Raw genomic sequence first — 12,834 nt, forward strand, 5'->3', positions numbered from 1 at the left:
TTCTAAGCGCGCGAACTCCCCGTTGATCACGCCGCTCGGGGCCCCGACGGGACCACGTTCGTGGCTCCGCCTACCGTTTCCCCATGCCCGGTCTGCGCTCACTCGCCCCGGCCAAGCTCACCTGGTACGCCCGGCGGCTGCAGTCGATGGGCCCGCGCGAGGTCGCGGACCGCGCGCTGACGGTCGGCGCGACGGCCGCCCGCCGGGTCACCGGGGACCGCGAGCCTGACGACGCCACGTTGCTGGGACGCGCCGACCCCGACTGGGCGGCCCTGCTCGGCGACTTCCGGGCCGACACCGGGCGCCCCGTCCTGCTCGACCGGGACACCGCGGCCACCGTCGCCGCCGCGCACCCCGGGGCGGTCAAGGAGCTGCTCGCCGCGGCGGACCGCGTCCTCGAGCACCGGTTCACGTTCTTCGCGCACCCCGAGGCCCACTACCCGGGCCCGATCGACTGGTCGTACGACCCGCTCTCGGGCGTGCACTGGCCCGATCTGCCGTCGCACGCGATCAACCACCGCGCCGGGCACGGCGACCCCAAGTGGATCTGGGAGCTCAACCGGCTCCAGCACCTCCCCTGGCTCGCCCAGGCCTGGCTCCTGACCGGCGACGAGCGCTACGGCACCGAGGCCCTCGACCAGCTCGACGCCTGGATCACCGCCAACCCGCCCGGGCGCGGCATCGCCTGGCGCGGGGCGTTCGAGGTGGGCGTGCGGGCGATCTCGGTGCTCGTCGCCCTCCAGGGCCTCGCCGACCACCCGGCGCTGACCCCCGAGCGCTACGCCCGGGCGGTGCGCATGCTCGCCGCCGGCGCCCGGCGCTGCTGGCGCGACCGCTCGAAGCACAGCTCGGCGAACAACCACCTCGTCGGCGAGCTCGCCGGCCTCGCGACGGTGGCGATCCTGCTGCCGGAGCTCGCCGCATCGGCGCGCTGGGAGCGCGACGCCGTCGCCGCCCTCGCCGTCGAGGCCGACCGCCAGATCCTCCCCGACGGCGTGGGCGCCGAGCAGGCCGTCGGCTACCAGGTCTTCACCGCCGAGCTGCTCGCCGTCGTGGCGCTGCTGCGCCGCCTGCGGCCCGCGCACGTCCCGGCGCCGCCGGACGGGACGCTGCTCGCGGCGCTCGGGCGGTCGGCGGCGCACCTCGCCGACCTCGTCGGCACCGACGACCCCACCCCGCGCACGGGTGACGACGACGAGGGCTTCGCGCTGCGCCTCGACCCGGCCCCGACCCGCGAGGTCCGCCCGCACCTCGCGCTCGCCGCCGCCCTCACCGGCCTCCCGGCCGCCCGCCGCGCGGGCACGACCGACCTCACCTCGGCGTGGATCGCGACCCGCCTGGGCGCGGACTCCCGCGCCGACCTCGCCTGGGAGCCCGGGTCCGCGTACGCCCCCGACGGCGGACTGGTGATCCTGCGCACGGGGCGGCGCCGGGTGACCGTCGACGTCGGCCCGCTCGGATACCTGGCGATCGCGGCCCACGGGCACGCCGACGCGCTGGCCGTCGGGCTCGCCGTCGACGGCCACGACCTCGTCGGCGACCCGGGCACCGGCAGCTACTTCGCCCACCCGCAGTGGCGCACCGCGCACCGCAGCACCCGCGCGCACGCCACCGTCGCCGTCGACGACGCCGACCAGTCGGTGATGGGCGGACCGTTCCTCTGGACCGAGCACGCGACGGTCCGCGTGCACGGTGTCGACCTCCCCGCCGGGCGCGTCGACGCCGAGCACGACGGCTACCGGCGCCTGCCGTCGCCCGTGACCCACCGCCGCGTCGTCGACGCCCCGCCGGACGACGACGTGGTGCTGGTGGTGGATGTGCTCAGCGAGGCCTGTCCCGCCCGCACCACGTGGCCGCTGCACCCGGACCTGACGGTCGACGAGAGGGCCGACGACACCACCGACGGCACCACCGTCGTGGCCCGCCGCGGCGGCGACGCGGTCCTGCGGATCCTCACCGCCGCGACGGCACCGCTGACCGGATGGCGCCTGTACGGGGGCGACGAGGGGGCCGGCGAGCTGGGCTGGTGGTCCGACCGCCTCGAGGCGCGCCGGCCGTGCTGGTTCGTCGGCGCGCAGGTCGCCCCGGTCGCCGGACCCGTGGTCGTCGCCACCCTCCTGGCCGCGGGCGCGGCCGAGCACGTCGACGCCCCGGCGATCGAGACCGGTGCCGACGGCACGGTCCGCGTGCGGTGGCGCGGCACCTCGGGCCCGCGGGAGACGGTCGTCGGTGCCCCCTGACGGGCGCGGGGCACACCGCGGGATCCGGGAGCGTCCTCCCGGCCCCGATACGATGGGGTGCCACGTCCGTGCCGGGCGCGGCGCCGCGGGATCGTCCGGTCCCGGGGTCACGACGGCGATGACAGGTCCATGACGCAGCCTCCGGACAGCGACGGCCACCCCGAGCGGGGTCCCGAGCGCGACCCCGGCTCGCGTGACCACCGCTCGCGGGAGCACGCCGAGCCGGACATCGCCGAGGCGATGCCCGAGGCGACGTCGGACCCGCTCTCCGAGGGTGGCGCCACCCCCGAGGTGAACGAGCCCGACGAGCACAACCCGTCGCTCGACGGCCTCGGGGGCCGGCTGCGCCGGGGCGCCCAGTTCGCCGCGATCGCGCTGGTGTTCACCCAGCTCATCTCGCTGGGGCAGACCGTCGTCGTCGCGCGGCTGCTGACGCCGGCGGAGATCGGCATCTTCACGCTCGGCACCCTGCTCGCGAACTTCGCGGTGACCATCGCGGACGGCGGGATGCGCGCGGCGCTCATCCAGCGCGAGGAGGACGTCGAGAAGGCGACGGAGACGGCCTTCTGGGCGAGCCTGATCACCGGCGTGCTCATGTCCGGCGCCGCGCTCGCCGCGGCCCCGCTGCTGGGGATGTTCTTCTCCAGCGAGATGGTCGGCCTGGTCTGCGCGGCCACCTGCGGCACGCTGCTCATCCACTCGCTGGTCAACGTGCCCGAGGCGCTGCTGCAGCGGCGCTTCAACTTCAAGCGGCGCCTCATCGTCGACCCGCTGACGGCCGGCACGTTCGCGGTGGTCACCGTGGCCCTCGCGTTCGCGGGGTTCGGCGTCTGGGGCATGGTGATCGGCCTCTACGCCTCCCAGCTCGCGACGCTGATCTCGTGCTGGGTGATGTGCAAGTGGCGGCCCGGCAAGACCCGCCCGAGCTACCGGATCTGGCGCGAACTGGCCGGGTTCTCGTTCCCGCTCATCGTCTCGAACCTCACCGACAAGTCCCGCGAGCTCGTCCAGTCGACCCTCATCGGGCGTGGTCTGGGCGAGGGCGGCGCCGGTCAGTACCGCTACGGCCGGCGCATCGGCGTGCTGCCCGGCACGGCGATCATCCAGGTCGCGTCGTACGTGCTGTTCCCCGCGTTCTCGCGCATCGCCTCCGACGCGAAGCGGTTCCACGACGGATTCCTGCGCAGCCTGCGCGCCCTGTGGATCGCGACGATCCCGTTCTCCGCGGTGCTCATCGCGCTCGGCCAGCCGATGATCGTGGTCCTGCTCGGCGAGCAGTGGCGTCCCGCCGGCCTGTTCGTCGCGGCGATGGCGGGCTACGGGCCCGGCGCGGCCATGAGCGCGATCGGGATGGAGTCGATCAAGGGCGCGGGCAAGAGCCGGCGCATCCACATCCTCACGGGGCTCTCGGTCGTCCTCGGCGTCGGCGGCCTCGTCCTCCTGCTCCCGTACGGCCTCCTCGGCGTCGGTACCGCCGTCTCGATCGACGCCGCGGTCGGCGGGTTCGTCAGCCTCGTGCTCGCGCGCGACCTCGCGAACGTGACGTGGCGCGAGCTCCTGAGCCTGCTCATCCCGCCGACGATCGCGGCGGTCGTGGCCGGGGTGGCCGTCGGCTTCCTCGAGCAGACGGTGGTCGACGCCGACCAGCTGCCGATCCTGCTCGGCCTTCTCGCGCTCGCCGGCGAGACGCTCCTGCTGCTCGGGATCTTCCTCGGGGTGCTGCTCCTCATCGCCCCGGCGTCCGTGCGCGAGGTCCTCGCCGCCGTGCGCCGCCGCGGGAAGTCCAAGGACGACGACACCGAGGGCGCCGAGGCCGCCGAGCCCGACGCCGAGGACGCCATCGAGGGCTGGCGCCGCGACCTGCTCGACGCGCCCACCGTCGTCCTGCGCCTGCCGTTCATGGTCGACGACGTCACCGACCACGTCCCCGTCCGGCGCCAGGCCCCGCGCCCCGGACCGCCGCCGCGCCCGCCGGTCCCGGTCGGGGCGCGGCCCCCCGGTGCCGCCGGGAACGGGGTGCCGGGCGCGCCTCCCCACGGCCCGCTCCTCGACGCCCCGACCACCGCCCTGAGCGAGCCGGTGTCCCCGCTCGACGCCCCGACCACGGCCGTCGGGCCCGCCCCGGCCGCGCCGCCGGCGAACGGGAACGGGAACGCCAACGGCGGTCGCTCCCGGCGCCTCGTGTCGGTGGTGACCCGGCGCCAGGGGCGCAAGGACCCGCCGCGCGACGGGTCCTGACCATCGCCTCGTGGTGGGAGCGAGGGACGCCTCACCTGCGTCCGGCGCAGCGAGGGTGACCCTCGCTCCATCCACCCGGCGCACCCACCCGCGGGTTCAGCACCCCGGCGGCGCGCCGCCGGTGCCGTCGGCGAACGGGCCCGCGCACGCCGCCCGGCGCGGGCTGCCCAGCGGACCGCCGCCCGGGGTCGCGGCGGTGCTGTTGTCGACGAGGTCGAGCATCCCGAACAGCTCCTGCATCTCCTCGGAGTCGATGTTCGGCAGCTCCCTCTCGGCGCCGGCCTGGACCGACAGCGAGTTCGTGCTCTGCCCGGAGGTGTCGTCGACGACGTAGGCGCCGTAGGTGCGCATGGCCTCGGCGATCTTGCGGACGTCGGGGTTGCGCAGGCCCGCGATGTCGGTGTCGGGCGGGACGGCCAGCAGCGACCCCATCCGCACGCCGTCGAGCGTCCCGCCGTACTGGTCCTCGAAGTACCCGTCGGCCTTCGTCGCGGGCCAGCGGAACCCGCCGCCGGCGGTGCTGCAGGTCCGCTTGCAGTTCAGGCTGATCTTCACCGCGTGACGGATGGGCGCCGCGCCGGACACCTCGCCGACACGGACGCTGCCGCCGAGGCCCGAGAGCCCGGACCCGCCGTGGCACCCGGGCAGGCCGGTCGAGGTCAGCGACACCTCGGGCCACCCGAACTCGAACGACGGGTCGCCGCCCGCCTCGAGCTTCAGGGGCTGGCCCTGCACCACGGTGCGCCGCGAGCCGTCGTCCACGAGGAACGTCGAGCAGTGGTTCCACGACCCGTCGGCGGTGAGCTCCGGGTCGGTGTGCACCCGCACGTCGCGGCCGTCGGCGTCGAGGGTCTTCACCGGGAAGGCGGGGTCGACGGAGATGTCCTCGATGTCGAGGTAGATGCGGTCGGCCCCACTGTCGAAGGGCACGAAGCGCGCCGACTCCGCCAGGGGCAGGTTCCACGGGGAGTCCCAGGAGAACGGCTGCTGGTAGAGGTCGCGCACGGGTCCGGTCTCCGCGGCGAGCGCCGTCGAGGACGCGGGCGCGAGCAGGGGGCCACCGAGGACCCCGAGCACGGCGACCAGGGCGGTCGTCAGGAGCCGCGCGCCCCTCACGGCGCCGTCACCCGGAGGCCGTCCATCGTCAGCGCGACCGTGCCCTCGGAGTTCGAGCCGCGGTAGATGCCCTGCTTGAGGTAGTTCTCGCCGTCGACCATCGTCGCCCGGTTGGTGCGCTGCACCGTCTGCCTGCCGTTCTCCCAGGCCTCGACGAAGCCGGAGCCGGCGTTCCGGGAGAACTTCACGTGCAGCACGTAGTCGACCCACTGGCCGCGGCGGATCGGGCCGATCGTGCGGCGCGGCGCCGACTTCACGCCGTCACCGCCGATGTCGACCGAGCCCCGGCTGAGGTCGATCGCCAGCGGCGGCGACCCCGACGAGCTGTGCCACTGCAGGATGATGAAGTAGCGGCCCGAGACGTCGGGCATGTTCTCCGGGTACTGCACGGACCACTCGTAGAAGCGCTCGTCGCCCTCGTGCACGAGGGCACCCGCCGCGCTCGACTGGACCTCGCTGCGCTCGCCGCCCCCGAAGTTCGGCACGTCGCCCGGACGCACCGTGAACCGCGCCGCGTGCTGCCCCTGCCGCGCGCCGGGTGCGTCGACGATCGCCATGTTCGCGTTGCCGCGCCCGATCGTGGAGCAGCGCCCGTTGACCAGCTTCGACTGGCAGACCTGCCACTGGCTGAAGTCGCCGGTCTCCCAGTCGCCGGTGAAGAGCGAGCGGCGACCCACCGGCACCGCGCCGCGGGTGCTGTCCATCGCACCGCCGCCGAGGGTGGCGCCGACGTCCACGCCGAGCCCGGCGTCCACGTCGACCTCGGCCGACGGGGTGCTCGAGGCCGGCGGGGTGCTCGAGGCCGATGGCGTGCTCGAGGCCGGCGGCGTGCTCGAGGTCGACGGGGTGCTCGAGGCGGGCGGCGTGCTCGAGGCCGGCGGCGTGCTCGAGGTCGACGGGGTGCTCGAGTCGGTGGGGGGCGTCGGCTCCTCGGCCCAGCCGCTCGCCGCGTCGGTCGCGGAGACCGCGAGGGCGAGCGCGACGGCGGCCACCACCCGGCCGGTCCGGCGCACACCCGTCCGGGCGCCCCGGGCGACCTGTCGCTCACCCCTCCGGCCGTCGTGCCGCGACGTGCTGCTGCCGCCGGTGCCGATCCCTGCCACGCGTACCCCTCCAGACCATCGACCGTCGAACGCCTGCCGCTTAGCGCGACCGGACTAGTCATGGCGTCCGTTCGTCGTATCTAGACGACCACTCGTCGCTGCCGACCACAATTACACGGGCTGATGAGGTCTGAGTGCACGATGGGACTGCTGTGACTCCAGTGAAAGAGGGGTAGAACGTCCCGTTCTCCACGTTCGGGGCCCGGCCGTCACCGGAACGGGGAGCCCGGGGCGAATGCGGAGGCCCCCGGGCGGCCGAACGGGCGACCGGGGGGCGGCGGTAGCGTTCACCGGGTGACCACCAGCTCCGACGGCGGCGCCCGGGACCGCGCTGCGGGCTCGCACCTGCCGGACGGCCCGCCGGCGTTCAGCTTCCTCACGACCGCCTACAAGGCGGCGGACACCCTCGGCCGCACGATCGACGCCGTGCTCGCGCAGACGCGGGGCGACTGGGAGCTCGTCGTCGTCGACAACGGCAACGACGACGCGGTCGCCGCCGTCGTCGAGGCCCACCGCGACGATGCCCGCGTGCACCTCGTCCGGCAGGAGAACAAGGGTGCGGTGGGCGGCGTCCGCGCGGCCGCGGAGCACGCCACGGGCCGCTACCTCGTCGTGCTCAACGCCGACGACGCCGTCACGCCCGACTTCTGCGCGCGCACCGGCGAGGTGCTCGACGCCGACCCGGGGGTCGCGGCGGTCACCTGCGACGCCGTGCAGTTCGTCGACCCCGGCCAGCAGCTGCTGGCGCGCACCTACCTGCAGACGGCGGGCCTCGCGGAGGCGCCCGAGGGCGCGGTGCGCCTCGGGGTGGCCGACATCATCGACGGCCCCTGCCCGTACTACAGCGCGCCGATCCGCCGCGAGGTGTGGGACGCGCTCGGCGGGATGGGGCACGACACCGACGCGCCGGTGGTGCACGACCTCGAGTTCTGGCTGCGCGCGATCCTCGCCGGCCACGACGTGCGGCTCATCGGCGACCGGTTGGGCCTGTTCCGCCTCGAGCGGGGCTCGGAGAGCCGCCCGCTGGACCCGGAGGCCACCGAGGAGTTCGAGCGCCAGCGCGAGCTCGTGCTGCGGCGCGCCGCGGACGCCGCCGCCGACCCCGACGCGCGCGAGGCGCTCGACCGCGTCCTGCGGCGTCTGACCTACCAGCAGGCGATCCGGCGGGCGCGGGTCGCGTTCTCGCAGGGCGACGCCGCGACGGCGCGCCGGCACGTCGGGGAGGCCCACGCGCAGCGGCCGTCCGCCCGCACGGGCGCCCTGGTGATCGCCCTGAGGGTGGCCCCCGGCGCGCTGTCGGCGGTCCACCCGCTCAAGCGCGGGCTGCAGGCGCGCGTCGCCCGCCTGCGGGCGCGCGACTGGCGGGCGCGCTGGGCGCGCCGGCGGACGGTGCGATGAGGATCCTGGTCCTGGCCTCGCGCCGGATCGAGTCGCGGCAGAGCGGCTACGACCTGCGCGTCGCGAACCTCTGCGCCCACCTCCCCGGTGAGGCACACCTCGCCGTGATCCCGCTGGAGGAGGACCGGGAGTCCGGTCCGACCGGGCTCGCGGTGGACCCGCTCTTCGCCTCGGTCGAGGTGCTCTCCGCGTTCCCGCCCGGCCGCGAGCGCCCCCGGCGATACCTCCGCCGGTCCAACGACCACTACATGCAGCTCTCCCGGCCCGGCCGGTTCGCCGCGGCCCGCGACCGGTTGCGCGAGATCGTCGCCGAGCGCGGGATCACGCACGTCGTCGTCTTCGGCGTCGCGCTCGCCGAGCTGGCGGCGACGCTCCAGGGCGTGTCGGTGGTGGTGGACGTGTGCGACAGCGGGGTGCTCACCACCGAGCGCGCCCTCGCCGCGAGCACCCAGCCCTCGACGGGCCTGAAGCGCTGGATGGACAAGCTCGCGCTGCGCCGCAAGAGGGCCACCGAGTCGCGCCTGCCCGACCGCTTCGACGTCGTCGCCACGATCAGCCTCCCGGACACCCGGGCCATCGAGCAGCTGCGGCGCGGGCGCCGGGAGTCGATCGCGACGGTGCCCAACGGCGTCGACGAGGCCTTCCTGACGCCGCTCCCCCGGCCCGGCGACCGCCACGGCGTCGCGTTCTGGGGCAACCTCGGGTTCGCGCCCAACCGCGACGCCCTCTGGTTCTTCGTGCACGAGGTCTGGGCGCCCTACCTGCGCGACGAGGGCGTCGAGCTGTGCATCGTCGGGCCCAATGCCCCGTCGTGGCTCGCGGAGATCGCCGCCCAGGACCCCCTCGTCGTCCTCACCGGCTACGTGGAGGACCTGCGCAGCGCGGTGGCGCCCTACCCGGTGATGATCAACCCGATGCGCACGGGCAGCGGCCTGAAGAACAAGGTGCTCGAGGCGTTCGGCCTCGGGATCGCCGTCGTCTCCACCCCCCTGGGCGTGGAGGCGCTGCCCGAGGTCCGCGACGGGGTGCACCTGCGCACCGCCGAGACGCCCGACGCCTTCGCCGACGCGGTGCGCGAGGTGCTCAAGGACCCCGAGCACGCCCGGGCGCTGCGCGAGGACGCCCACCGGCTGGTGGACGAGCACTACCGCTGGGAGGCCGTCGGACGCCAGTGGGCCGGGCTCTTCGCGGCCACGACGAGCCCGGCCTGACCCTGTCCCGGCTGGCCCTGGTTCACCGCGCGGGCGGCACCACCCGCACGGTCGGGTCGACGATCACCCACCGGCCGCCGCCGCCCTCGACCTCGGGCATCCGGCGGCGCATCTCGGCGAGCATGTCGGTGACGAAGAGGACGACCTCGTCGGGGCGACGCTCGGCGACCGCCTCCGGCGCCACGATCGGCACCCCCACCCCGGGCAGGCGGCGGCCCTGCTTGCCGGGCGAGGCGTCGGCCACCGCCGGGAGCAGGTCCGGCCCGATCCCGGCGCGGTTGAGCAGCGGTACCGCCCGCGACGCCGCCGCGTAGCCCATCACGGCGCGCCCGGCGTCGCGGGAGCCCTCGAGGTGGGTGCGCAGCTCCTCGGCGCTGCGCCGCGCCGCGTCCTCGAGGCCCGCCACCACGGCCGGGTCGGTGACGCCGAGCGCCACCTCGCGCTCGACGAGCGACTGCACCGAGGCGTCGTCACGCGTGCCGTCCGCGCCCCGGCGCCGGGCGGCCAGCAGCACCGTGCCGCCGTACAGATCGAACAGGAACCCGTGGGTGACGTCGAAGCCGAGCTCGTCGAGCATCCGCGCCAGCACCGGCGTCGCGTAGTACGCGAAGTGCCCGTGCCGCAGGGCGTTCCAGCCACCGTCGGCCACGATCGCGGCGAGCGTGTGGAACTGCAGCAGCAGCACACCGCCCGGCGCGGTGGCGGCGGCGCGCTCGAGCAGGCCCGCGCGCTGGTCCGCGGCGTGCATCAGCCCGAAGCAGTCGATGACGACGTCGGCCGGGCCGTCCTGGGCCGTCGCCTCCTTGAGGCCGGTGGCCGCGAGGAGGTCGAGCCAGGAGCCGCCGTGCGGGCTGCCGAACTCGGTGACGGTGCCACCACCCACCGGCAGGAGCCCGGCCGACTCGACGCGCGCGACGGCGTCGCGGGCCTGGGCGACCAGAGCGTCCGGCTCGGCGCCGCGCGGCTCCTCCGGGGTCGTCGGGTCCTCCGCGAGCTGCGCGAGCCCACACGTCGCGCACAGCCACATCCGCAGGGGGTGCACGGCGTCCGGGCCCGGGTCGTCGAGGGCCGGGAAGTGGTCGGAGGCCGGCTGGTCGCCGAGGTCGAGCACGACCGTGCCGTCGGCGCCGGAGCACCAGCGGCAGGTGAGGGTGTCGGGTTCCACGGTGGGATCCTCCCGGAGGTCGTCGGGGGCGGGATGGGAGGGTCGGCGGGTGGAGGTTCGCACGGCAGGCATCGACGGCGTCCGGGTGTTCGTCCCGACGCCCCACCGCGACGACCGGGGGCTGTTCACCCGCACGTTCGACACCGCGATCGCCGCGGAGCACGGCATCGACCTCGGGCCGGCGGCCCAGGACAGCCAGTCGCGCTCCCGCTACGGCACGGTGCGCGGCATGCACGGGCGACGGGGCGCCGGCGAGGCCAAGCTGGTGCGCGCGGCGCACGGGGCGGTGCTCGACGTCCTCGTCGACGCCCGACCCGGGTCGTCGACGTTCGGGCGGGTGGAGACGTTCCGCCTCGACGACGAGGACTTCTGGCACCTCTACGTGCCCCCCGGTCTCCTGCACGGCTTCCAGGCGCTCACCGAGGTCGCGGACGTCTGCTACCGCATCGACCGCCCGCACGCCCCCGGCGAGGACCTGGCCGTCGCGCACGACGACCCCGATCTGGCGATCGCCTGGCCGGAGCCCGTCACCGCGATCTCGGAGCGCGACCGCACCGCGGGCTCCTGGGCCGACCTGCGCGCCCTCCTTCGTGCGTGATCTTCTGAGCCATAGCTCAGAAGATCACGCACGTGGGGTCAGGAGGGGCGCAGGGACCCGTCGAGGGTGCCGGCGGCCTGGCGGTCCTTCAGGACCGCGAGGCGGGTGAAGCGCCGGTCGAAGGCCTCCTGCGTGAGCCCGCGGGCGCGGTACTCGCGGATGAGCTCCTCGGCGCCGCCGGCCACCGACCACTCGGCGCGGAAGTCCGGCAGGAACTTGCCGATCTTCGCGAAGTCGACCCGGTAGGAGCGCGGGTCGCCGCCGGTCTCGCCGGTGATCACCAGCTCGGCCTCGGGCACCGCGACCTTCACGGCGTCGGCGATGTCGCGGACCTGCACGTTGTTCTCGGTCGAGCCCACGTTGAACGCCTGCGCGCGCACGACGTCGGCCGGCGCGGCGAGCGCCGCGACCACGGCGCCGCCGATGTCGCGGGCGTGCGCCAGCGGCCGCCAGGGCGTGCCGTCGCTCATCACGAGGATGCGGTTCGACAGCAGGGCGTGGCCGACGAGGTTGTTGAGCACGATGTCGGCGCGCAGCCGCGGGGAGAAGCCGAACGCCGTCGCGTTGCGCATCGACACCGGCACGAAGTCGTCGTCGGCCATGTCGACGAGGTCGGCCTCGACGCGCACCTTCGACTCGGCGTAGGGCGTCACCGGCCTCATCGGCGCCTCCTCGTCGAGGACGTCCTCGGTGCCCGACGCCCCGTAGACCGAGCACGTGGAGGCGTAGACGAAGCGCGAGACACCGGCGTCCTTCGCCAGGCGGGCGAGGCGCGTCGAGGCGTGGTGGTTGATGTCGTACGTGTGCTCGGGCGCGAGCGCCCCCAGCGGGTCGTTCGACAGCGCGGCGAGGTGCACGACGGCGTCGAACCCGCGCAGCTGCTCGGCGGTGACGTCACGCAGGTCGACGGCCAGCGCGGGCGGCTCGGGGGCCGGGAGCTCGCCGAGGACGCAGTCGGCGTAGAGGCCGGAGTCGAGCCCGGTGACCTCGTGCCCCGCCTCGGTGAGCATCGGGGCCATCAGCGTCCCGAGGTAGCCCTGGTGACCGGTGAGCAGCACGCGCATGGCGGGCGTCCTTCCTTCGTGCACTGGTCGTGGCTGAGTGCGTCAGCGTGACGGTACGGGGGGCCCGAGCAGCGCCCGCGTCAGGTGGAAGCCCTCCGCGTAGCGCACCCCGGCCTGCACCCCGCGGATGCGGGCGAGGCCCGAGAAGGCCTCGTCGTCGAACCAGGCGCGGGAGACCTGGGACGGGTAGTGCTCGTGGAGCAGGCGGCTCTTCTCCGCGACGACCTCGGGCTCCAGGGGCAGGAGCAGGGGCGGCTGGGCGAGGTCGGGCTCGGCTTTGAGGATCTCGTAGCCCAGCGCCAGGTGGTCGCGGAACACCGTCGGGACGAGACGGGCGAGGCCGCGGTGGTCCTGGTGGTCGTCGCCCCGGTGCCCGGCGAGCACGAGGTCGGGCTCGCAGGTCCGGCGGAACTCCTCGAGCGCCTCCTTGGCCCACTGCCAGTGGTGGGGCAGGCGGCCGTCGGGCATGTCCCGCACGGTCACCGCGAGGTCCGCGCCGGGGCAGAAGGCCTCCAGCGCGGCGCGCTCCTCGTCCTCCCGCGGCGTCCCGCCGCCCGAGAGCACCAGCGCCCGCACGCGCAGGCCGGGGCGGGCCCGGCAGAGCGTCAGGATCGTCCCGCCCGCGCCGAGCGGGATGTCGTCGCAGTGCGCGGCGAGCAGGACCAGCTCGTCGAGGGCCTCGGGGATCAGCGTGCGCATGC

At 75.2% G+C, this 12,834-nt stretch carries 10 protein-coding genes; 5 read left to right on the top strand and 5 right to left on the bottom strand.

Going from position 1 to position 12,834, the window contains the following annotated elements:
* Window positions 1–83 precede the first annotated feature (83 nt).
* Window positions 84–2,240 carry a heparinase II/III family protein gene (locus PH191_RS08630; RefSeq protein WP_274194210.1) on the top strand — a complete coding sequence of 719 codons (2,157 nt, stop codon included), beginning with the start codon at window positions 84–86 and terminating at the stop codon, window positions 2,238–2,240.
* A gap of 129 nt (window positions 2,241–2,369) precedes the next feature.
* Window positions 2,370–4,478 (top strand): lipopolysaccharide biosynthesis protein, encoded by a 2,109-nt coding sequence (locus PH191_RS08635; protein WP_274194211.1) that lies wholly within the window; start codon window positions 2,370–2,372, stop codon window positions 4,476–4,478.
* A gap of 96 nt (window positions 4,479–4,574) precedes the next feature.
* On the opposite strand, the gene PH191_RS08640 is transcribed toward PH191_RS08635, so the two are convergent.
* Entirely contained in the window at window positions 4,575–5,594 is a 1,020-nt protein-coding gene (locus PH191_RS08640) for a hypothetical protein (protein WP_274194212.1), read from the bottom strand.
* Window positions 5,591–6,697, bottom strand: a complete 1,107-nt coding sequence (locus PH191_RS08645; RefSeq protein WP_274194213.1) for a polysaccharide lyase family 20 protein — start codon at window positions 6,695–6,697, stop codon at window positions 5,591–5,593. The genes PH191_RS08640 and PH191_RS08645 overlap by 4 nt, the downstream gene beginning before the upstream one ends.
* Before the next feature lie 294 nt (window positions 6,698–6,991).
* On the opposite strand from PH191_RS08645, the gene PH191_RS08650 reads away from it, so the two are divergent.
* Window positions 6,992–8,095: a glycosyltransferase family A protein gene (locus PH191_RS08650; protein ID WP_274194214.1), complete on the top strand. Its 1,104-nt coding sequence runs from the start codon at window positions 6,992–6,994 to the stop codon at window positions 8,093–8,095.
* Window positions 8,092–9,306 carry a glycosyltransferase gene (locus PH191_RS08655; RefSeq protein WP_274194215.1) on the top strand — a complete coding sequence of 405 codons (1,215 nt, stop codon included), beginning with the start codon at window positions 8,092–8,094 and terminating at the stop codon, window positions 9,304–9,306. Before PH191_RS08650 ends, PH191_RS08655 begins: the two co-directional genes overlap by 4 nt.
* 22 nt (window positions 9,307–9,328) lie before the next feature.
* Here PH191_RS08655 and PH191_RS08660 read toward each other — a convergent pair whose 3' ends face one another.
* Window positions 9,329–10,471 carry a class I SAM-dependent methyltransferase gene (locus PH191_RS08660; RefSeq protein ID WP_274194216.1) on the bottom strand — a complete coding sequence of 381 codons (1,143 nt, stop codon included), beginning with the start codon at window positions 10,469–10,471 and terminating at the stop codon, window positions 9,329–9,331.
* A 49-nt stretch (window positions 10,472–10,520) separates the two neighbouring features.
* Between PH191_RS08660 and PH191_RS08665 the strand changes: the two genes are divergently transcribed.
* Window positions 10,521–11,069, top strand: a complete 549-nt coding sequence (locus PH191_RS08665) for a dTDP-4-dehydrorhamnose 3,5-epimerase family protein (protein WP_274194217.1) — start codon at window positions 10,521–10,523, stop codon at window positions 11,067–11,069.
* Between the two features lie 38 nt (window positions 11,070–11,107).
* On the opposite strand, the gene PH191_RS08670 is transcribed toward PH191_RS08665, so the two are convergent.
* Complete coding sequence (locus PH191_RS08670; protein ID WP_274194218.1) at window positions 11,108–12,133, bottom strand: NAD-dependent epimerase/dehydratase family protein; 1,026 nt, start codon at window positions 12,131–12,133, stop codon at window positions 11,108–11,110.
* A gap of 42 nt (window positions 12,134–12,175) precedes the next feature.
* Window positions 12,176–12,832, bottom strand: a complete 657-nt coding sequence (locus tag PH191_RS08675) for a PIG-L deacetylase family protein (protein ID WP_274194219.1) — start codon at window positions 12,830–12,832, stop codon at window positions 12,176–12,178.
* Window positions 12,833–12,834: the final 2 nt, after the last annotated feature.

It is taken from the genome of Actinomycetospora callitridis, from assembly GCF_028737265.1.
Lineage (GTDB): Bacteria > Actinomycetota > Actinomycetes > Mycobacteriales > Pseudonocardiaceae > Actinomycetospora > Actinomycetospora callitridis.